The sequence below is a fragment of the Bradyrhizobium canariense genome, from assembly GCF_019402665.1.
In the GTDB taxonomy this organism is placed as follows: Bacteria; Pseudomonadota; Alphaproteobacteria; order Rhizobiales; family Xanthobacteraceae; genus Bradyrhizobium; species Bradyrhizobium canariense.
This window is the reverse complement of sequence record NZ_VSST01000060.1, coordinates 51,368-71,362: the sequence shown is the minus strand read 5'-3', so window position 1 is coordinate 71,362 and position 19,995 is coordinate 51,368. Positions and strand designations below refer to the sequence as shown.

General features: G+C 63.0%; 18 protein-coding genes and 1 tRNA gene. 14 read left to right on the top strand and 5 right to left on the bottom strand.

Going from position 1 to position 19,995, the window contains the following annotated elements; translation table 11 throughout:
- The first annotated feature begins 14 nt into the window (after positions 1-14).
- The 7 genes from FXB41_RS29850 to FXB41_RS29820 all read left to right on the top strand — a co-directional run bounded on the left by FXB41_RS29850 (position 15) and on the right by FXB41_RS29820 (position 8,081).
- Complete coding sequence (locus FXB41_RS29850; protein ID WP_007590955.1) at positions 15-1,652, top strand: ABC transporter substrate-binding protein; 1,638 nt, start codon at positions 15-17, stop codon at positions 1,650-1,652.
- Positions 1,653-1,655: 3 nt separating this feature from the next.
- Entirely contained in the window at positions 1,656-2,639 is a 984-nt protein-coding gene (locus FXB41_RS29845) for an ABC transporter ATP-binding protein (RefSeq protein WP_007590957.1), read from the top strand.
- Positions 2,636-3,628: an ABC transporter ATP-binding protein gene (locus tag FXB41_RS29840; protein WP_219684333.1), complete on the top strand. Its 993-nt coding sequence runs from the start codon at positions 2,636-2,638 to the stop codon at positions 3,626-3,628. The genes FXB41_RS29845 and FXB41_RS29840 overlap by 4 nt, the downstream gene beginning before the upstream one ends.
- Entirely contained in the window at positions 3,628-4,557 is a 930-nt protein-coding gene (locus tag FXB41_RS29835; RefSeq protein ID WP_219684331.1) for an ABC transporter permease, read from the top strand. Before FXB41_RS29840 ends, FXB41_RS29835 begins: the two co-directional genes overlap by 1 nt.
- Positions 4,554-5,414 (top strand): ABC transporter permease, encoded by an 861-nt coding sequence (locus FXB41_RS29830; protein WP_219684330.1) that lies wholly within the window; start codon positions 4,554-4,556, stop codon positions 5,412-5,414. The genes FXB41_RS29835 and FXB41_RS29830 overlap by 4 nt, the downstream gene beginning before the upstream one ends.
- A gap of 256 nt (positions 5,415-5,670) precedes the next feature.
- Positions 5,671-7,521, top strand: a complete 1,851-nt coding sequence (gene ilvD / locus FXB41_RS29825) for a dihydroxy-acid dehydratase (RefSeq protein WP_219684328.1) — start codon at positions 5,671-5,673, stop codon at positions 7,519-7,521.
- 236 nt (positions 7,522-7,757) lie between these two features.
- Positions 7,758-8,081, top strand: coding sequence for a hypothetical protein (locus tag FXB41_RS29820; protein WP_219684370.1), 324 nt, complete (start codon positions 7,758-7,760; stop codon positions 8,079-8,081).
- A 35-nt stretch (positions 8,082-8,116) separates the two neighbouring features.
- Here the strand turns inward: FXB41_RS29820 and FXB41_RS29815 are convergent, their stop codons facing one another.
- A complete protein-coding gene (locus FXB41_RS29815) occupies positions 8,117-9,232 on the bottom strand; it encodes a helix-turn-helix domain-containing protein (RefSeq protein ID WP_219684369.1) in 1,116 nt (371 codons plus the stop codon).
- A gap of 294 nt (positions 9,233-9,526) precedes the next feature.
- Here FXB41_RS29815 and FXB41_RS29810 point away from each other — a divergent pair, with 294 nt between their 5' ends.
- Positions 9,527-10,288 carry an SDR family NAD(P)-dependent oxidoreductase gene (locus FXB41_RS29810; RefSeq protein WP_219684327.1) on the top strand — a complete coding sequence of 254 codons (762 nt, stop codon included), beginning with the start codon at positions 9,527-9,529 and terminating at the stop codon, positions 10,286-10,288.
- Positions 10,289-10,408: 120 nt separating this feature from the next.
- Here the strand turns inward: FXB41_RS29810 and FXB41_RS29805 are convergent, their stop codons facing one another.
- Complete coding sequence (locus tag FXB41_RS29805; protein WP_219684325.1) at positions 10,409-13,327, bottom strand: ATP-binding protein; 2,919 nt, start codon at positions 13,325-13,327, stop codon at positions 10,409-10,411.
- A gap of 148 nt (positions 13,328-13,475) precedes the next feature.
- Positions 13,476-14,426, bottom strand: a complete 951-nt coding sequence (locus FXB41_RS29800; RefSeq protein WP_219684324.1) for a helix-turn-helix domain-containing protein — start codon at positions 14,424-14,426, stop codon at positions 13,476-13,478.
- 298 nt (positions 14,427-14,724) lie between these two features.
- Here FXB41_RS29800 and FXB41_RS29795 point away from each other — a divergent pair.
- A tRNA-Ser gene (locus FXB41_RS29795) sits at positions 14,725-14,814 on the top strand.
- A gap of 50 nt (positions 14,815-14,864) precedes the next feature.
- On the top strand, positions 14,865-15,608 hold the full coding sequence (locus tag FXB41_RS29790) for a DUF7168 domain-containing protein (protein WP_219684323.1): 744 nt from the start codon (positions 14,865-14,867) through the stop codon (positions 15,606-15,608).
- A gap of 24 nt (positions 15,609-15,632) precedes the next feature.
- Here the strand turns inward: FXB41_RS29790 and FXB41_RS41805 are convergent, their stop codons facing one another.
- The gene (locus tag FXB41_RS41805) at positions 15,633-15,839 is read right to left on the bottom strand and encodes a hypothetical protein (protein ID WP_007591053.1); all 207 of its coding nucleotides are present in this window, start codon (positions 15,837-15,839) and stop codon (positions 15,633-15,635) included.
- A gap of 160 nt (positions 15,840-15,999) precedes the next feature.
- Here FXB41_RS41805 and FXB41_RS29780 point away from each other — a divergent pair, with 160 nt between their 5' ends.
- From FXB41_RS29780 to FXB41_RS29765, 4 genes are all read left to right on the top strand, one after another.
- The gene (locus FXB41_RS29780) at positions 16,000-16,296 is read left to right on the top strand and encodes a hypothetical protein (RefSeq protein WP_219684322.1); all 297 of its coding nucleotides are present in this window, start codon (positions 16,000-16,002) and stop codon (positions 16,294-16,296) included.
- Between the two features lie 185 nt (positions 16,297-16,481).
- Positions 16,482-18,515: a VTT domain-containing protein gene (locus FXB41_RS29775; RefSeq protein ID WP_219684321.1), complete on the top strand. Its 2,034-nt coding sequence runs from the start codon at positions 16,482-16,484 to the stop codon at positions 18,513-18,515.
- Entirely contained in the window at positions 18,515-19,210 is a 696-nt protein-coding gene (locus FXB41_RS29770) for an endonuclease/exonuclease/phosphatase family protein (RefSeq protein ID WP_219684320.1), read from the top strand. The genes FXB41_RS29775 and FXB41_RS29770 overlap by 1 nt, the downstream gene beginning before the upstream one ends.
- A gap of 138 nt (positions 19,211-19,348) precedes the next feature.
- A complete protein-coding gene (locus FXB41_RS29765; RefSeq protein ID WP_007591059.1) occupies positions 19,349-19,540 on the top strand; it encodes a hypothetical protein in 192 nt (63 codons plus the stop codon).
- A gap of 49 nt (positions 19,541-19,589) precedes the next feature.
- Here FXB41_RS29765 and FXB41_RS29760 read toward each other — a convergent pair whose 3' ends face one another.
- Positions 19,590-19,814 carry a hypothetical protein gene (locus tag FXB41_RS29760; protein WP_007591061.1) on the bottom strand — a complete coding sequence of 75 codons (225 nt, stop codon included), beginning with the start codon at positions 19,812-19,814 and terminating at the stop codon, positions 19,590-19,592.
- Positions 19,815-19,995: the final 181 nt, after the last annotated feature.

The window sequence follows — 19,995 nt, the reverse complement described above, 5'->3', positions numbered from 1 at the left end:
CAGGGGTTATCATCATGAGCAAGCTCACGCGCCGTACCATCCTGAAGTCCGGCAGCATTGCCGCAGGCACGCTGCTGCTGCCGCGCTTTGCGATCGGGCAGGCCGACAACCGTCCCTCGGTCACCATCGCGGTGCAGAAGGTGACGAATTCGAACGTGCTCGACGTGCTGCGCGAGCAGTCCAATGTCGGCGAGCGGGTGTTCTTCTCCTCGATCTGGGAAGGCCTGATCTCCAAGAACTGGCGCGGCAGCCTTGAGGCCGTGCCGGGGCTTGCCACCGAGTGGCGCCGTATCGACGACCAGACCGTCGAGGTGAAGCTGCGCCAGGGCGTCAAATTCCACAATGGCGACGAGCTGACGGCGGAGGACGTCGTCTTCACGTTCAGCCGCGAGCGCATGTTCGGTGAGACCGAGGCCAAGAGCCGCAGCACCATCCAGGCCTTTGAGAAAATTCCGACGCCGCGGCCGGGCAAGGAACTGCCGCCGGACGTTCCGGCGGTTGCACGCCGGATCTGGCCGGATCTCGTCCGCGTCGATGCCGTCGATAAATACACCGTGCGCTTCTACAACGCGACGCCCGACGTCACGATCGAGGGTCGGCTGTCGCGCTACGGCTCAGATATCGCGAACCGCCGCGCCTGGGCTGAATCCGCGAGCTATCTCGACTGGGCGCGCAAGCCTGTTACCACCGGGCCCTACAAGGTTGTCGAACTCAAGCCCGACGTGTCGCTGACGCTGGAAGCCCACGACGAATATTGGGGCGGCCGTCCACCGCTCAAGCGCATTCGCTTCCTCGAGGTCCCGGAGGTCGCGAGCCGCATCAACGGGCTGCTGTCGGGCGAGTACCAGTTCGCCTGCGACATCCCACCGGACCAGATCGCGGGCATCGAGAAGAACGCGACCTTCGAAGTGCAGGGCGGCACCATCCTCAATCATCGTCTGACCGTATTCGACAAGAACCACGCCCAGCTCGCCAATCCGCTTGTAAGGCGCGCCTTCACCCATGCGATCGACCGCCAGGCGATCGTCGACAGCCTGTGGGCCGGTCGCACCCGCGTCCCGAAGGGCCTGCAGTGGGAGTTCTACGGCGACATGTTCAATGCCGATTGGAACGTGCCGGCCTACGATCCCAAGCTGGCGCAGGAGCTGCTGAAGCAGGCCAACTACAAGGGCGACCCTATTCCGTATCGCCTGCTCAACAATTACTACACCAACCAGGTCGCGACCGCGCAAGTGCTGGTCGAGATGTGGAAGTCGGTCGGTCTCAACGTCCAGATCGAAACCAAGGAGAACTGGTCGCAGATCATGGAACGTGCGCCGACGCGCGCGGTCCGCGACTGGTCGAACTCGGCCGCCTTCAACGATCCCGTATCGTCGCTGGTTGCCCAGCACGGCCCCAACGGCCAGCAGCAGCAGATCGGCGAGTGGACAAATGCCGAGCTGAACACGCTCTCGGAGTTCCTGGAAACCTCGATCGATCGTGCCGCCCGCAAGAAGGCGTTCCGCCGCATGCTGGAGATCGCCGAGCGCGAAGACCCGGCCTATACGGTGCTGCACCAGAACGCGACCTTCACGGCCAAGCCGAAGTCGATCAAGTGGAAGGCGTCGCCCGCCTTCGCGATGGATTTCCGCGCCGGCAATTTCGAGGCCTGATCGGTGGCGCCGCTGATCAGCATCAAGGACCTCAGCGTCGCCTTCCACGGCGTGCCAGTCCTGCGCGGTGTCGATCTCGCCTTGCACAAGGGCGAGGCGCTTGGCCTCGTCGGCGAGTCCGGATCGGGTAAGTCGGTGACGTGGCTTGCGGCCCTCGGCCTGTTGCCGCGGAATGCCCGCGTCTCGGGCTCCGTTCGTCTCGACAGTCGCGAGATCCTCGGTGCGCCCGCCGCCGAGCTCGACCGTATCAGGGGCGGGCGCGTCGCCATGATCTTCCAGGATCCCGCGAGCGCACTCAATCCCGTGCTGACCATCCGCAAGCAGCTCTGCGAGTCCTTGGCGCTGCATCGCGATATCTCGGGTGGCGCGGTGAAAGCGGAAGCGCGGCGGCTGCTCGATCTGGTCGGCATTCCCGACGCGACGCGCAGGCTCGAAGCCTATCCGCACGAATTTTCCGGCGGCCAGGTCCAGCGCATCATGATCGCGATGGCGCTCGCCGGAAATCCAGACCTGCTGATCGCGGATGAGCCGACTACGGCGCTCGACGCCACGATTCAGGCGCAGATTTTAGAACTGCTCTCGACTATCCGCCGCGAGATGGGCATGGCGATGGTCCTGATCAGCCACGATCTCGGCGTGGTCGCGGAAAACTGCGACCGCGTGGCCGTGATGTATGCGGGCCGCATTGTCGAGGAGGCGCCGGCGAACCAGCTATTCGCCGATCCCGTCCATCCCTATGCGCAGGGCCTGATCGGTGCGCTGCCGCCGCTCGACGGACCGAGGCGCCGCCTGACCGCCATTCCCGGAACGGTGCCCGATCCCGCGAGCATGCCTGATGGCTGTGCCTTCGCGCCGCGTTGTGCGCTGGCAGAAGCGCCGTGCGGCATTGTGGCTCCAAGCCTCGCGCCGATCGCGGAGGATCGCGCCGTGGCCTGCATCCGCGCCGAGGCTTCGCGTCGCGCACTGCTCGGGATCGCCGCCGAATGAGCCGTCCGCTCGTCGAAGTGTCCTCGATTTCGCGCAGTTATAGCATGCGCTCCGGGATGTTCGGCCGAAGTGCCGCCATTCATGCAGTCCATGGCGTGTCGCTGACGATTCCCAGGGGCGAGACGCTGGGCCTCGTCGGCGAGTCCGGCTCGGGAAAGTCGACCACCGGCCGCATCGTGCTCGGCCTCGAGCCGCCGGATCACGGCGAGGTGCGGTTCGACGACAAGCCGATGGCAACGCCCGGAACGACCGCATGGCGTGCGCAACGCGCGCACATGCAGATGATCTTCCAGGATCCGCTGGGGGCGCTGGACCGGCGGTTGCCGGTCGCCGCCCAAATCCGTGAGCCTCTGGACATTCACGGTCTCGGGACGCCCCTCGAGCGCGAGGAGCGGGTCCGCGAATTGCTGCGCGCGGTCGAACTGACACCCGCACATGGTGCGCGCTATCCGGGTGCGCTCTCCGGCGGACAGCGCCAGCGCATCGTGCTGGCGCGGGCGCTGGCGACAAAGCCGGATTTCCTGGTCTGTGACGAGCCGGTCAGCGCGCTCGACGTCTCGATCCAGGCGCAGGTGGTGAATCTGCTCGCCGATCTCCAGGCGCAGCTTGCGCTGACCTTGCTCTTCATCAGCCACGATTTGCGGGTCGTCCGGCAGATCAGCAATGTGGTGGCCGTGATGTATCTCGGCCGCATCGTCGAGATCGGGTGCGCCGATGATCTGTTCGCGCGGCCGGAGCACCCGTACACGCAAGCACTGGTCTCGGCATCGCCCGCGCCGGGCCGCCGCAGCGCAGGCCGCATTGTGCTGGCAGGCGATCCGCCGAACCCGGCGGCCCGTCCTCAAGGCTGCGCCTTCCATCCGCGCTGCCCGCGCACGATCACGCGTTGTGCAAGCGAGGTACCAGCGCTGTCCAACGTCGGCGGCAACAGGCAGGTCGCCTGTCATCTCGTGACCGGGCCGCAAGTCGAGACGCGGGACGCGGCCTGATGGGACGCTATTTCGCCATTCGGATCGGACGCGCGGCGTTGACGATCGTGCTTGTCGTCACCTTCGCCTTCGTGGTGCTGCGTCTCTCGGGCGATCCCGCGCTGATGATTTTGGGACCGGAAGCGCCGCCGGAAGTCCTCGCCGCCTTCCGCAAGGCGTGGGGGCTCGATGATCCCATCTGGTTTCAGTATCTCGACTATTTTGGCGCGATCGCCAAAGGCGAGCTCGGCCGTTCCATGCGTGACGGCCGGCCTGCGATCGAGCTTGTGCTGGAGCGGATTCCGGCAACCCTGGCGCTGACGCTGCCGGCCTTCGCATTCAAGGTCGCGCTCGGCATTCCCGCCGGCATCTACGCGGCGCTGCACCGTGGCTCGGGAATCGACCGCGCGGTGATGATGACGGCGGTCGCCGGCTTCACCGTGCCGAGCTTCGTGCTGGCGCTGCTGCTCGTGCTCGTCTTCGCCGTGCAGCTCGGATGGCTGCCCTCGGGCGGGCAGGACAGCTGGCGTCACGCCATCCTGCCGATCGTGACACTCAGCCTTGGCGGCGCCGCGGTGCTGGCGCGCTTCACCCGCAGCGCCATGTTGGAGGTCCTGGGCCAGCCCTATATCCGCACCGCCTCGGCGAAGGGCGTGCCGTGGCGAAAAGTCGTGACATCGCACGCACTGCCGAACGCGGCGATCCCGACCGTCACCATTCTGGGCTTCATGGTGGGCACGCTGATCGCGGGCGCGGTCGTGGTCGAGAGCGTGTTTTCGTGGCCGGGGGTGGGGCGCTTGCTCGTCGTCGCCGTCGCCAACCGCGACCTCGCCGTCGTGCAGTGCATCCTGTTGCTGGTGGCGATGACGATGGTCACCTCGAACCTGATCGTCGACTTCCTCTACGGCTTCCTCGACCCGCGGCTGCGCGCCAAGGGGGCGCACGCATGACTGACACCACGCTGAAGGACACGTCTGTCCGCCGCCGCATCAGTCTCCCGGCGATCCCGGTCTCGGTCGCCATCGCGATCGGCTGGATCGTCGCGATGCTGGTGATCGCGGCCTACGCCGAGAAGATCGCCCCCTACGGCTATACCCAGCTCGACCTGCGCAATCGTCTCGCTACACCCGGCAATGTCGCGCACTGGCTCGGTACCGACGAGCTCGGCCGCGACGTGCTATCGCGGCTGCTCGTCTCGATCCGCATCTCGCTCCTGATCGCGTTTGGCGCCACGGCGATCTCGGCCATCGTCGGCACCACGCTCGGTTTCCTCGCCGCGCATTTCCGCGGGCCCGTCGAGCAGCTGGTGCTGATGTTGTCCGACTTCCAGGCCAGCATGCCCTTCCTGATCATGGCGCTCGCGGTGCTGGCCTTCTTCGGCAATTCGCTGCCGCTCCTGATCGGCTTGATGGGATTTTTCGGCTGGGAGCGCTACGCCCGGATCGCGCGCGGCCTTGCCATTTCCGCCAATGCCCAAGGCTATGCGGCGGCGGTCCGGCAGCTCGGCGCGACGCCGGCGCGGATTTACCTCCGGCATATCCTGCCCAACATCGCCTCGACCCTGATCGTGTCGACCACGCTGGTCTTTCCCGAGGTGATCCTGATGGAGTCGGGCCTGTCGTTTCTCGGCCTCGGCGTGCAGCCGCCGATGACCAGCCTCGGCAACATGGTGGGCTACGGCCGCGAGTACCTGACCCGGGCACCCTGGATCATGCTGGCGCCGGCCACCACCATCGTGGTGACCACGCTGGCGGTCTCCGTGATCGGCGACTGGCTGCGCGACCGGCTCGATCCCGAGCTGCAATAGAGCCAAGGGCGCTCTTGTAGCCTGGATGGAGCGAAGCGTAATCGCGGGGGCCGGTCTCGCCCCCGGCGCGCACTTGCCCCGGATTGCGCTGCGCTCCATCCGAGCTACGAAGAGCCCGCGCCGGGAGCAGGGGAGCCCTGTCCGGCTCAAGTTCCCGTTGCGCGCGTTCCCCCCGTGCGCTATCCGGCCGGAAAGGCCTGAGCGGCTTCGAAAATTTGCCCCGCCCGGCCGGCCAAACCCGAGGACGGAAACCGCCATGCCAGCCTATCGCTCCCGCACCACCACCCACGGCCGCAACATGGCGGGCGCCCGCGGCCTCTGGCGCGCAACCGGCATGAAGGATGGCGATTTCGGCAAGCCGATCATCGCGGTGGTCAATTCCTTCACCCAGTTCGTGCCCGGCCACGTCCATCTCAAGGACCTCGGCCAGCTCGTCGCCCGCGAGATCGAGCAGGCCGGCGGCGTGGCGAAAGAGTTCAACACCATCGCGGTCGACGACGGCATCGCCATGGGCCACGACGGCATGCTCTACAGCCTGCCATCGCGCGAGCTGATCGCCGACAGCGTCGAGTACATGGTCAATGCCCATTGCGCCGACGGCATGGTCTGCATCTCCAATTGCGACAAGATCACGCCCGGCATGCTGATGGCGGCGCTGCGGCTCAACATCCCCGCGGTGTTCGTCTCGGGCGGACCGATGGAGGCCGGCAAGGTCACGCTGCAGGGCAAGACCAAGGCGGTCGACCTGATCGATGCCATGGTCGCAGCCGCCGACTCCAAGGTCAGCGACGAGGACGTCAAGGTGATCGAGCGCTCGGCATGCCCGACCTGCGGTTCGTGCTCGGGCATGTTCACGGCCAATTCGATGAACTGCCTCACGGAAGCCCTTGGCCTTGCGCTCCCCGGCAACGGCACGGTGGTCGCAACCCACGCCGATCGCAAACGCCTGTTCGTCGAGGCCGGCCACACCATCGTCGACATCGTGCGCCGCCACTACGAGCAGGACGACGCCTCGGTGCTGCCGCGCAATGTCGCGAACTTCAAGGCGTTCGAGAACGCGATGACGCTGGACATCGCGATGGGCGGCTCGACCAACACCGTGCTGCATCTGCTCGCCGCCGCCCATGAAGGCGAGGTCAAGTTCACCATGCAGGACATCGACCGTCTCTCGCGGCGCGTGCCCGTGCTGTGCAAGGTCGCACCGTCGGTCGCCGACGTGCATGTCGAGGACGTCCATCGCGCCGGCGGCATCATGGGCATCCTGGGCGAGCTCGATCGCGCCGGCCTGATCGACACCTCGGTCTCGACCGTGCACGCGCCGACCATGAGGGACGCGCTGGAGCGCTGGGACATCAAGCGCTCGAAGAGCGAGTCTGTCCGCACCTTCTTCCGGGCCTCGCCCGGCGGCATCCCGACGCAGGTCGCGTTCAGCCAGGAGCGTCGTTACGACGAGCTCGATTCCGACCGCGAGAAGGGCGTCGTCCGCAACCTCGAGCACGCCTTCAGCAAGGACGGCGGTCTTGCCGTGCTCTACGGCAATCTCGCGCAGGACGGCTGCATCGTGAAGACCGCCGGCGTCGACGCCTCGATCCTGAAATTCTCCGGCCCCGCCCGCGTGTTCGAGAGCCAGGACGCGGCCGTCGAAGGCATTCTGGGCGGCAAGGTCGTCGCCGGCGAGGTCGTGGTCATCATCTATGAAGGCCCGCGCGGCGGCCCCGGCATGCAGGAGATGCTGTATCCGACCAGCTATCTGAAATCGATGGGGCTGGGCAAAGCCTGCGCGCTCGTCACCGACGGACGCTTCTCGGGCGGCTCGTCGGGCCTGTCGATCGGCCATCTGTCGCCGGAAGCGGCCGAAGGCGGCAACATCGGTCTCGTCAGGACCGGCGATCGCATCGCCATCGACATCCCGAACCGCAGCATCACCCTCGATGTCTCCGACGAGGAGCTGGCCAAGCGCCGCGCCGCGGAAGAAGCGAAGGGCGACACCGCCTGGCAGGCGATCGGCCGCAAGCGCAACGTCTCGACCGCGCTTCAGGCCTACGCCGCGCTCACCACCAGCGCCGCGCGCGGCGCGGTGCGCGAAGTGAAGCGGCGCTCGAGGTAACAGCGTCTCGTGCGGGCGTGATGCAACTTTCGCGCATCGCGCATGGTCAACAAGTTCTGAACGGCCGGCGCAAGCCGGCCGTTTGCATTAAGGATGCCCCGACGAACTTCGGCAAAGCAAGGTTTTGCGGCGTATACTGCAGCGACCTTCGCAAATCCATTTCGGGCAATTGGGGCACCACAATAATGTCTCGCACTCTCGCTGTCGTTTTCTCGACCGTCGTCGCTGCGATTTCCATGACGAGCGCGGCCTCCGCCGGCTGCTACAATTGCTACACGCCGCCGCCGTGCACGACCTGCTACCAGCAGCAATATGTGCAGCCGCAATACCGCACCGTCGACGAGACCGTGATGGTGTCGCCAGGCGCCGTCGTGGCGCACCGCGCGCCGGCGCAGTACCGCACCGTGATGGTGCCGCAGACCGTGATGGTGGCGCCGCCCAGCGTCCAGTACGAACGCATCCCGCCCCAATACGCCACGCGCCAACGCGTCGAGATGGTCCAGCCGGGCTATTCCTATTACGCCCCGGTGCAGATGGGCTGCGCGTCCTGCGGGTACTGAGCCGGCGAAGCTACGAAAAATTCAAGCGGCGCTCCTTACGGGGCGCCGTTTCGCTTTTGAGGGCGGCAAATGAGGCCTGGAAACGGAAGCGACACCAAACCGGGCTTCGCGGCCGGGAACATGTTTCGCGAATGCGAGCCATTTCCCGATTCGCATGGCCTCGCGGCTGCGGTCTGGGTGGCTGCGCGTCCCGCGTGCTCACACCGCGCAGCTTTTTGAACCGAAGAGAAAGCATTCTTGCTTTCTGATCTCCAGCGCGCAGGCGTTTCGCCTGTCGTGCGTTTGAACACCGTGGAAAAATGCGCCTGCGTGCAGAAGCCAACGGCAAGCGCGACCTCGACCAGCGGCGTTTCGGTGTTTGATAATAGTGACTTGGCACGTTCGATGCGCTGATGCTGGAGATATTCATGCGGACGGTAGCCAGTCGCAATTCGGAATTGCGCCGCGAAGTGCATGCGAGAGAGACCGGCGATGTTTGCGAGGTCGGAAAGACCGATGTCGCGGTCGAAATGCGCTTTGACGTACTCTTCGACACGACGCAGACGCCACTTGGGCAAGCCATTGACCTTGATCTGTGGGCCTTCGAGCCGAGCCACATGCATGGCGAGGGTCCGGCCTATGCAACGTGCAAACTCCCTGTTGGTCGTGTCCCCATACCCGGTCAGCACCTTTGCAAGTTGATCGACGAGAGGATCACGCAACAATACCAGTTCATTCATGCTTTCGGCCGCGAGTAACTGTCGCGTCGATTGCTGTGAAATCATGTAGTCGGCAGAAACGCGGAAGTGCAGGAAGTCACACGGCGAGTGAAATTGCGCGATGATTCGCTTCGACGGCGCCGAGACGTACAGCGTGCCTGCCGGCATGTTGCCATCGAAGATCGCCTGCCCATCGCCGGCGAATGTCAGGCGGGACGCCTTGAGCGCGATTCCCAAAAAATATTGATCGGGTGGTGTCGTCGCTTCGGCACGCAGTGTGGCATCCTGCAGGTTGGTCCAGCGCGAGATTACGATGTCTCTGGCGACGACGCCGGGGTGGACTCGACGCCAGGACTGTTCCTGGTAGAGGCCCTCCGTTTCGAGTAGACTTTCATCTCGCAAGGGACAGTCTCGACGATTGAACGATCGCTCCACTTGTGTGCCGATGGACATCATCCGTTCTTTCCGGGTTTCGCGGCCATTGCGATCGTGAAACCTCAACATGTGCGATAAAGGGAAAGATACGTCTGAAGGCGGATCGATATGGGTTATCGATTGCAAAATATTGCTATATCTCGAAAGAGGCAGTCACTGTCGAACGGAGAGTGTGGCGTCACGTTGCTCCATTGAGGTGCATTGGTCGTCTTAGCAATTCTTAGCAATTCACAACGCGCGGGAGGGTGCCCCATCGCTATCTTGACCTCGTGGCATTTAGGATAAGGGCCGCGAGGATCAAGGAGAATTCAGATGGAACAGCGTAGACGAATCGCCATCGTCACGGGGGGCAGCCGCGGTCTTGGGCGTAACACGATGGTCAGCCTTGCCCGCAGAGGTGTCGATACCATCTTCACATACAAGTCGGCACGCAATGAAGCTGACATGGTGACTGCGCAAGTTAGAGAGATGGAATCCCGCGCCATACCTTTGCAGCTGGATGTCGGCGACGTGAGCGCATTTGGCGGCTTTGTCGCGCAGGTGCGGGAAGCCCTGGCTTGCCTCGGAGCAACGCATTTCGATTATCTGGTCAACAATGCCGGCATTTCACATCACAATTCGTTTGAAATGACGACTGAGGACGAACTCGATGCCCTCTACAGGGTGAATTTCAAGGGCGTGTTTTTCCTGACGCAGAAATTGCTTCCGCTCATCAGAGACGGCGGCAGGATCGTGAACATCTCCAGCGGCCTCGCCCGGATCATCATTCCCGGCAGCGCGCCGTACGGCGCGTTGAAGGGCGCCATTGAGGTCCTTACGCGTTATCAAGCCAAAGAACTGGGCCCGCGTGGGATCGCCGTGAATGCTGTGGCCCCCGGCGCAATGCAGACCGACTTCAGCGGTGGTATTGTGCGCGACAATCCAGCACTTAACAAACGTGTCGCCGATATGACTGCGCTCGGACGTCCTGGTGTCCCGGACGACGTCGGGCCGATGATTGCTTCGCTGCTGTCCGAGGACAACCGCTGGATCAACGCCCAGCGAATCGAGGTCTCGGGCGGCATGGCGATCTAGCTGCCCGCAACGGCTGTGCGGACTCCTTGAAATCAAACCGGGGTCTCGCTATTTGCGTGGCCCCGTTATCTGCCGATGAGAGATCGTCAAGACGGACGGCGGGCTGGGAGGTCGACCCGATCAGACGTGGAAGTCGCACGGCGCCTCCAGAATGCTTGCGGCGGCGACGAGATCGGTCGAGCCCGTTTTCTCCGAATGCGCGCGATAGATTGGGCCGATGAGGGCGAGGGCTTCGTGGATGCGGCGAGTTTGTATCAACAAGCGTGCCAGCGGCACGGCAGCCTTTAATTCCCAACCAGGGGAGGCCTGCATTCCCGCAATTTCAATGGACTTGCGCAAGGATGACTCGGCGGATTCGAAGTCCGGTTGGGGGCTTCTCAAGATAATTTGGCCTTGTGTGCGCAGAAGGCTCGGAAGGTAGAATTGCTGATTCATTTCCCGGGCCGATGACAGGGCGCCGTCGATCGTCGCGCGCGCCTCGTCATGATTTCCGCACTGGGATAGCCCATCCGCCAGAGCTATCGACGCTGTTGGAGTGAGCATGTGCAGGCGCTCGCGGCTAAGCCGTTCGAGCGCTTGTCGCAATGTCTCAACTCCGGTCGAGAAGTCTCCGGTCATCAAGAGCCATTCTCCCCTCAGCGCCAATGCGGCAGACGTGTGAGTTTTGATCGATAAACGTTCGGCGTGTACAAGCAAGCGCTCGATATACAGGGCCGACTCAACGGTGTTGCCGCTCCAAAGCAAGACAGGTACGGAGTGGGTGATCGCCATGGTGTAGTTGCTTGGCAGAGATATCTCCGCCGCATCGTCCATGGCCTTGATGGCCAGCTTGCAGGCGCTATCGGGGGATCCGCGGAGCCAGACGCAGCGTGCCAGCGAGATCTGGGCCCTCAGGCGATCGTCGTATCCGAACAGATTGATTTTCGCGCGGCCGGTCGTGGCTTCAAGCCTGGAACCGCGCTCGTAGTGGGCGATCGTTGCCAGTTGGTCGCCTGCCATATGACTGGAAGCTGCCATCAGCCATTCAGCATTGATGCGATCTTCAGGAGAATCGCTGCGTTCTGCGATGGCTCCGCTGCGCTTCACGGCGGCCAGCGCCGCTCCGAAATCGCCAGTTCGGTTGAAGAAGAGGGCCAGGTCGCCCAGAAGGCGAAGCTGTTGGGGCGCTTGCCCGAGAGCCTCGGAGAGAACCAACCCACGCTCCAGGGCATTCCGAACCTCCGGCGTATTTCCGAGGGTGTACATCGTGGACACCGCCAGCGCTTCCTGCAGGCGCGCTTCGCTCTCGGGAATTTCGCCGAGGTCGTCTTTAAAGCTTAATGCCAGTTGTGACCAGTGCCGGCATTCGTTCAACAACCAGAGACCGAGAAAGAGCGGGGCGGTGTCGGCCGCAAGCTGAACGCCAAGCGGGCGGGACTTCTCGTTGGAAAATGTCCATTCGAGTGCCTTTCGCAAATTTCCGACATGCGGCGCGTGACGTCCAATATCAGCATAGGTGCCGTGCTCGAGCGCGGTGGCCTTGAACAGCTTCGAAAAATAGAGCGCGTGGCGCGCGGCAATCGATTCAGTCTGTTCGGTCTCGGCCAGCTTGGCGGCCGCGTATGCCCGAGTCGTGTCGGGAAGCCGATAGAAGACGGTGTCACCTTCCCGATGAACCCAGACGAGAGACCGGTCGATCAAGCTCATGATCGTTCTGGAGACGTTGGCGCTATCATGGTCGCCATTGTTCGTGATCGAACACGCGGCGTCCATTGTGAACAGACCGACGAGCATGGAGAGGGCGGATAGGACGCGCTGTTCCTCTCGATTGAGAAGCCTGAAGCTCCAGTCGAGCATCGATTCGAGCGTTCGATGTCGGGGAGCCGCGTCGCGGCGACCAACCAGGCCGAGGTCAACGTTACCGACAATCAGGTTGGCGACCCCAGAAATACCGTAGGTGCCAACCCTGCTGGCCGCCATTTCGATTGCCAGTGCAATTCCGTCGGTTCTTCGGCATATTCCGGAGACGATCGGCGCCTCGATATCGCTCAGCTCGCCATTGAATCCGCTAAACTTGGCGCGATCCAGGAAGAGTTGCACGGCTGGCGTGGCCAGCGCCTGCGCTGCGGTGGGGCACTCCTCCATCGGGCAGGCGAGAGGGCTTAGCAAATGGATCGTCTCGCCGTCGACACGCAGCGCTTCTCGCGACGTCGTCAGCAGATGGACAGCTGGAGCTTGTTGAAACAAGCGCGCGGCCAGACCGGATGTTGAATCGAGGAGATGCTCGCAACTATCAAAGATGATCAGCACGCGTCTGCCGGTGAGGAAGTTCAAAATCTCCTCAACGGGATCGGCGCCTCCGATCCGGCAGCCAATTGCCGAGATGATAGCCTCGGGTATCCGTTCGGGGTCAGAGACGGCGCCGAGATCGACAAAAGCAATATTGTCGTCACCAAACTCCGCTCGCAAACGGTCCGCAACGGCTGTCGCGGTTGTAGTTTTCCCGATGCCTCCGGAGCCGACGATACTTACGAACCGACGTTCAAGGAGAAGTTCGACCAGGCTGTTGACAACATCGTCGCGGCCGACCAGCAACCGGGGTGGTGGCGGCACGCGGCCCGTGAGCCGGGGCGCCGGGGATGCGGTCGGCAGAGACGGCGCCTCGGTGGCCTCTCGCGTGACGGATGCGACGAAGCTGTAACCTACACCGCTGACATTGACGATGTAGCGTGCACCGTCGCGACCGTCTCCCAAAACGCGGCGAAGCGATGCAATGTGTACTCTGACACCCGCATCGTCGACGGCCACGCCTCGCCATGCGAGATCGACCAACTCGCGCCGACTGACGACCTCGCCGGCGCGATCAATCAGGACGATCAACAGGTCGAGCGCGCGAGAGCCGATCCGCACCGGCTTTCCGTCCTTGGTCAGCAAGCGGCGCGCGCGGTCCAGGCGGAAGTTTCCGAACGACGTCGTCGTTTCTCCTGAATGAAGATCGTTGTCGCGCTGGGGCGATAAGGGCGAGGGGGCTTCGGCTCGAACCTTCGCATGAACTGCCACCTGCGACTCCCTTTCCCCGGTCGATAAATATCGTGCGCAGGGCGCAGGCGAAATCTTCCAGAATCGCAGGTAAAATCTTCCAGAATTGTGACGCAGGTTGCGGAAAACTGATCCGCCCGGGCTATCCATTGGTCGAAGGGCGCCGGCCTTAGCCGTTATCGATGGTCTCTGGTTGGTCACCTGATCGACGCCAACGCCCGGGGCCGACACCCACATTCTCCGTGAAGGAATTGGTGAAATGGCTTTGGCTGGAAAATCCGCACGCAAGGGCAATCTCGGCTATCGAAAGCGTCGACCCTGACAGCATTGCTTGTGCCCGCTGCATGCGACGACCGAGCTGCCACTGATGAGGTGACATTCCGGTGGTGCGCTTGAAGGCCCGACCGAAATGGGCGACCGAAATGCGGCATTCCCGGGCGAGTTCGGCCATGGAGACGTCGAGCTGGCTGTTTATTAGGTCTTTCGCACGACGTTCCTGCCATGCTGCCAGCCCGTATGTTCGAGTTTTGTTTGCGCCATTCAACGTCGCATATTGTCCGAGCACGTTGATGCACGCAGCATCAAGGATCGAATCGAGCAGAAGTCCGGTCGTCGCGTGGGGCCGGTCCAAGGCCGCAAGAGCCGTCTCGGAGAGATGACGCATGACAGGATCGTCATGGCCGGTCGTCGGCCGATGGATGAAATCCGCGAATGCCGGTAAGTCATTCTGTTCGGCGTAGGCCTTCATGGTCGAAATCGGCATGTAAAAGTGCACAGTGCCGCCGGGATTCCGACAAAGGACCCGAGGATCTTCTCTAAGATCGATGATGTAGGTTGTTCCACCTTGCACGGGATCGGATGAGACGAACCGACTGCCTTGCCAGAATTCCTGCCGAATACTTTTGAGTGGAACGATCACCTGATAGGCGTCGAGAAAACCGAGCGAGCCGCTTGGCTTTCCTGTGGCTCCTCCTCTCAGCACCGAGACAGCGATGGTCCCTCGCTGCAAGGTACGACGGACATGGGTGGGAGGTTCGGGCAAACGGAAACTGGCTGCCAGATGCGCACCATAGGCGCCTTTGCTGGCCGATTTCCCACCGGTGGCGTGTGGCTCGCTCATCTGGAAACCTCGACGGCAATTATGCGACCGAATGCTCGATCGATCGATCTCAAACGCACGATTTCGTTGACTTCTGGACGTCATGCGCGCCTGACGAAGTCGGCGAGTGGCTCGGCAAGTTCCCGGAACAGAAGCCCCTGTAGGTCTTACTTGGTGCCAGTCCGAAGGGTCGAGCGTTGACGGCGCTATGGGTCTCACCGTAAAGAGCACTCACTGACCACGTTGGGTAGTAAAGCGGTAGTAACGGCCTTTTTTCGTTCAGCTCGCGCCGCTGCTAACCCTCTGAAATTGTTGCTCCGGAAGGGTGGCCGAGTGGTTTAAGGCACCGGTCTTGAAAACCGGCGTGCCCGCAAGGGTACCGTGGGTTCGAATCCCACCCCTTCCGCCAGTCGATCCGACCGGGGGTCTATCGGTCAGGCTTTCCGGGGCAGGTGATCCGTGAATCCAACATCCAATCCGGCCGTGCTCGACAAGCTGAAGCTCCGCATTCAGGCGTTGCGTGCCAAGACGATCGCCAATGGCTGCACCGAGGACGAGGCGCTGTCGGCGGCCGCCAAGGTCGCCGAGCTGCTGGATCGCCATGATCTGTCGCTCTCCGACGTCGAACTGCGGGCGTCACCGTGCGAACGGAAGGTTTACGAGACCCATCGCAAGAAGCGTATTCCCCTGGACGACTGCATCGGCGCGATCGCTCATTTCTGCGATTGTCGGGTCTGGCGCGAGAAGAACGCGGCCGGCGAGAACCACTATGTGTTCTTCGGTCTCGGCGCGGATATCGAGGTCGCGCATTATCTGGCTGAATTGATCGACGGCGCCGTGCGCGCCGAGCTCGGCCGTTTCAAGACTTCGATCGACTACAGCAGGTTCCGGCACCAGCAGCGGCACCTGGCCAATGCTTCCTTCGCGCTCGGCATGGTGGCCTCAATCGCGCAGAGGCTGGTGGCGATCAAGGCCAGTCGCGATCAGGTCAACGAAAGCGCCGGCCGCGGGCTGGTGGTTCTCAAGACCTCGGTGGTCGATGCGGAGTTCGACAAACTCGACCTGAAGATGCGGACCCAGCGCAGCGCCAGCCGGATGGTATCGATGACGGCCTATGAAGCCGGCGGCGCCGCCGGTGCGTCGCTCGCCATCAATCCCGGGCTTGGCGGGTCGCAGGCAGGGACAGCTCGTAAGGGAAGCTGAACGCAGCCTCACCGTCATTGCAGTTCAGTCGATCGATTTCTCGAGCTTCTGGGCTGCGCGGAAGTCGTCCATATGCTGCAGGTTCGGCCCGTAGGCAGCCTCTTTGGTCAGCAGGTGGTAGATCCGGGCCACGACGGTTTGGAGATGCTTCATTCGTCCGCGCGGCATCGCCCGGGCCTTGCAAAGGGCCCGGACCGCGTGCGCCCGGAAATAATCAAAAGCGTCTGACATCGCGGACTCAACGTCCCGCGCAATGATTGGTTCTTGGATTGGTTCTTGGATTGGTTCTTGTTCGCGCGTCCTAAAACGCTGCCAGGAACGCAATCGCGTTCAGGAACCTGGCCCAGGTTGGCCTGTTGTTCGCACTCTCGTCCAGCTACGGAGGGCGCCCTTGGAAAGTACGATCATCGGAGAATTCGACACGCGCCGCGGCGCCGAGCTTGCGATTGAGCATGTCGTGCAGGAATGCGGCGTGCCGCGAAGCGACGTCTTCGTCCAGGCCGCCGGTGGCGCGAACACGTCGGGGACACGCACCGCCGGTCCTGACGCCAAGGCCGCGCCTGCGCCGGAGGGGCACCAGAAGCTGGAAGGTCCAATCGAGGTCTCCGTGGACTTTCACGGCGATGCGCCCGAGAAGATTGCGGACGCCTTGAAAGGCGCAGGTGCAAAGACTGTCCGAACCAAGTAGCGGCGAGGGGAGACTGTGGCGCTGGAATCCGCACACGCCGAACGGTCAGCCTGGTTCTGGTTGGGGAACCCCTTCCGCGTTCAGCGCGTTTCAACGCGAACGCAAATTGCGAGGCCTCCCTGCTTCAGAGCTCATCGACCCTGATCCCCGGCGACACCGTCTGGCGGCGGTGCGAGGCGCGGCGTGTGGCGGTTCTCAACGATGCTGCCGCTTATTTCGCGGCCCTGCGGGAGGCCCTGCTGCAGGCGCAGGACCTCGTTTATATCGTCGGTTGGGATATCCATAGTGAAACCAGGCTGGTCGGCGAGTCCGGGCGAGCGGATGATGGCTTGCCGGAACAGCTCGGCCCGTTCCTGCGCGCGCTGGTCCAGCGACGTCCCACCTTGCGCATCAACATTCTCATCTGGGACTTTGTCTCGTTCTACGCTTCCGAGAGGGAATGGAATTCCGCGGCGAAATTCACCGCCGACACAGATGGCCGCGTCCGGTTTTATCTTGATTCCACACTTCCATTTGGGTCGGCCCAACACCAGAAGATCGTCTGTGTCGACGGCTCACTGGCGTTCGTCGGCGGGCTCGATCTGACGATCAGGCGCTGGGACACGAGTGATCATCGCGCCGATCACGCGTCGCGCTGTGATCCCCAGGGCAAGCCATACCTGCCGTTTCATGATGTTCAATGCCTGGTCGACGGGGATGCGGCGGCGTGGCTGTTCGACCTCGCGGAGGAACGCTGGCGCGCGGCAGGCCAACAGATTGACGATCGGCGCCCGCTGAAAAGCTTGCGCTGGCCGGCGAATGTTCCGGTCGAGGCTGAGCATATGCCGGTGGGCATCGCCAGGACCGAAGTGGTTTGTCCGGCAGGTTCGACGCTCCGGGAGGTCGAACGTTCGTTGATCGCAGCGATCCGGTCCGCGACGAGCTTCGTGTACATCGAGAACCAGTTCACCAGCGCCACCAAGATCGCGCGCGAATTGGCGGAGCAGATGCGGCGCGTGCCTTCGCTTCGGGTTGTGGTCGTCACGCCAAAACTGCATTCCTCGTGGCTGGAATCCCAGGCCATGCAGAACGGCCGCGGCGCCTTCATCGACTGCTTCAGTTCGGCCGGCGTCGCCGATCGCATCCGCTTCGTCTATCCGGTATCGGGGAACGGGGACACGGAAGCGGCCGTGATGGTGCACAGCAAGCTCATGATCGTCGACGATCTCATCTTGAGGATCGGTTCGGCCAATCTAAACAATCGATCGATGGGCGCCGACAGCGAATGTGACCTGATCTTTGAAGCCACATCGGACGAGCATCGAAATTTCATCGCTTCGGTCCGCCGTCGCCTGATCGCCCATTTCTGCGGCCTCGATGAACAGACCGTCGCGCAGAACGACGATCGTCTTTTTGCGCTCCTGGACGACGTCTCAAGAGAAGGTGGGACGAAGGCGCTGCGCGACGTGGAATCTTCGGTCCTGACCAGCGCTCTGGCCACGATGGTTCAGCCGGTGGCGGACCCTGAGCGGCCTCTTCATCTGGAGCGGGCGGCATCGCGCATGTGGAGCACGAAGACGATCATCGGGATGGTCTCGATAGCCGTGGCGCTTTGCGGACTCGCAATGGCCTGGTCGTACACGTCCTTGAGCGATTTTGCCGACGCGGGCCGGATGTCGTCGCTTCTGTCCGCCTATTCGCAGTCCGTCTGGGGGCCGCCATTCGCGATTGCAGCTTTCGTCGTCGGCGGGCTGGTCGTGTTTCCGGTTCTCGTGCTCATTGCGGCAACTGCTGCCGCACTCGGACCATGGCTAGGCTTCGTCACCGCCATGACGGGGGTCGTGCTCAGCGCCTTTGTCCTGTTTGCGATCGGACGGGCACTCGGCCGCGAGCGCCTGCAGCGTTTGCTCGGACGACGTACCGCGCGCATCCAGGAGCGTGTTGTCGGCAAGGGCATTCTGGCCGTCGTCGTCATCCGGATGATTCCGATCGCGCCGTTCTCGGTGGTGAATGTCGTGGCTGGCGCGAGCACGCTGCCGCTGCGTGACTTCCTGGTCGGAACGCTGCTCGGCATGACGCCGGGCATTCTCGCCATGGCAGTTTTGGGTGCTCAGATCGCAGATCTCGCCAGGAATGCGTCCTGGGTCAACATATTGCTGCTCGCACTGGCGTTCCTGGGCTGGCTCGCGATCTGCGCCGGCGCGCAATTCGTCGCGACGTGGCTCGCCGGGAGGCGATGATGGCGCCGATGCGCTTCATGACGTGGAATGTGCATGGCACCTTCAATCTCAATCCGAAGTTCGATCTGGAAGGTATCTGTTCCATCATTCGCAAATGGGCTCCCGATGTCGTCGCGCTTCAGGAGGTGGATTCGCGATCGCGATCTGACGATCCGTTTGCGAAGCTGGCGAGTGTCGTCGGCGATCACCGTGTTCACGCCAAGTCGATCGTCACGGCGGATGGCGAATACGGCCAGACGCTCCTGAGCCGCTTCCCATTCTCCGGCCCGCCCGAGATCGTCGACGTGTCGTATCGTGAGCGCGAGCCGCGCCGGGCGATCGCGGCGGGACTGCTGACGCCGGTCGGCGATGTCCGCGTGGTGGCCACGCATCTCGGCTTGAGCATCCACGAGCGCCATGCGCAGGCTCACGCGCTGGTGAGCCTGATGAAGCCCGGAAGGACCGTCGTCCTCGGGGATTTCAACGATTGGTTCTGGATCAAATCGGTGCGGCGCGTGCTCGCGCAGGCCTGCCCAAACCGTACGCGGCTGCGAACTTTCCCGTCGCATTTACCCCTGCTGCGGCTTGACCGGATCTATGCGACCTCCGACAGCCCGATCGGGAAGGTTTGGACCGACGAAGGGGCGCGGGCTTACTCAGACCATTTGCCCGTTATTGCAGACATCGAGATCGCCGGCGGGTCAAACGCGTCTTAAGCGCGATAGAAAAGTTCTTTCTGCAGAAGGACTTGGCTACTGTGCATGGGGTTGTTTTCGCACATTTGTGCAGTCGGCCCACGCTGCCGCCCGGCGGGACCAAGGGGAACCCTTTCCTGACCCCCGCGTTATCTGGCCATGACGGAAGACATTTCCTACCGGCGCAAGCCCTTGACCCCCGAACAGCGGCAGGCGCGCGATGCGACACGCCGTATCGAAGCCGAAAAAGCCATGCGCGATCATGAAGCGGCGCAGAAGGCGTTTTATGCCAACAAGGAGCGGCTGAGAGCCGAACGGTTGGCACGTGAACAGACGGAAGCCAAGGGCTGACCGCGCGCTGTCGCCCCGTCAAAGATGTCCTTGCCTGCGAGCGCCGGCCTCAGTGCCGGTGAGGGACGCGCGTCACGCTCAACGCCTGCTTCAGCGCCTGAACGGCGGTTGCGAAAGATCTGCGAGGCGATTGCGCCTCGATCGCTTCGGCTGCGACGCGACAATCGTCGGCGACCTTGAGCAACCCGCTTCGCGCCAGGTCCATGGTGGAGAGGGCTGCCTGCTCAAGGCAGACCCGTTCAAGCCGTCGAAACTCCCGCAGTTCTTTGTTCATGCGTCAGCTCTCGATGTCTCCGGGCCATGGGGCGCTGAGTCTGCTTAATCAATGGTAAACATCTCTGCCTAGCCGGGTTGGCTGGCGTAGAGCTGGTGGGTGACCTGCACACACCCGGTCTGGGCACGCCCAGCGGGCTTGACGGCGTTTGGCTTCCGCCGGAAGCTTCCAACGATCCAGA

Coding starts and splice junctions, on each gene's coding strand:
- FXB41_RS29830 (WP_219684330.1), top strand. CDS start 4,554: ATGACTGACACCACGCTGAAGGACACGTCTGTCCGCCGCCGCATCAGT.
- FXB41_RS29800 (WP_219684324.1), bottom strand. CDS start 14,426: ATGAGCGAGCCACACGCCACCGGTGGGAAATCGGCCAGCAAAGGCGCC.
- FXB41_RS29810 (WP_219684327.1), top strand. CDS start 9,527: ATGGAACAGCGTAGACGAATCGCCATCGTCACGGGGGGCAGCCGCGGT.
- FXB41_RS29765 (WP_007591059.1), top strand. CDS start 19,349: ATGACGGAAGACATTTCCTACCGGCGCAAGCCCTTGACCCCCGAACAG.
- FXB41_RS29760 (WP_007591061.1), bottom strand. CDS start 19,814: ATGAACAAAGAACTGCGGGAGTTTCGACGGCTTGAACGGGTCTGCCTT.
- FXB41_RS41805 (WP_007591053.1), bottom strand. CDS start 15,839: ATGTCAGACGCTTTTGATTATTTCCGGGCGCACGCGGTCCGGGCCCTT.
- FXB41_RS29835 (WP_219684331.1), top strand. CDS start 3,628: ATGGGACGCTATTTCGCCATTCGGATCGGACGCGCGGCGTTGACGATC.
- FXB41_RS29815 (WP_219684369.1), bottom strand. CDS start 9,232: ATGTCCATCGGCACACAAGTGGAGCGATCGTTCAATCGTCGAGACTGT.
- FXB41_RS29840 (WP_219684333.1), top strand. CDS start 2,636: ATGAGCCGTCCGCTCGTCGAAGTGTCCTCGATTTCGCGCAGTTATAGC.
- FXB41_RS29820 (WP_219684370.1), top strand. CDS start 7,758: ATGACGAGCGCGGCCTCCGCCGGCTGCTACAATTGCTACACGCCGCCG.
- FXB41_RS29770 (WP_219684320.1), top strand. CDS start 18,515: ATGGCGCCGATGCGCTTCATGACGTGGAATGTGCATGGCACCTTCAAT.
- FXB41_RS29850 (WP_007590955.1), top strand. CDS start 15: ATGAGCAAGCTCACGCGCCGTACCATCCTGAAGTCCGGCAGCATTGCC.
- ilvD (WP_219684328.1), top strand. CDS start 5,671: ATGCCAGCCTATCGCTCCCGCACCACCACCCACGGCCGCAACATGGCG.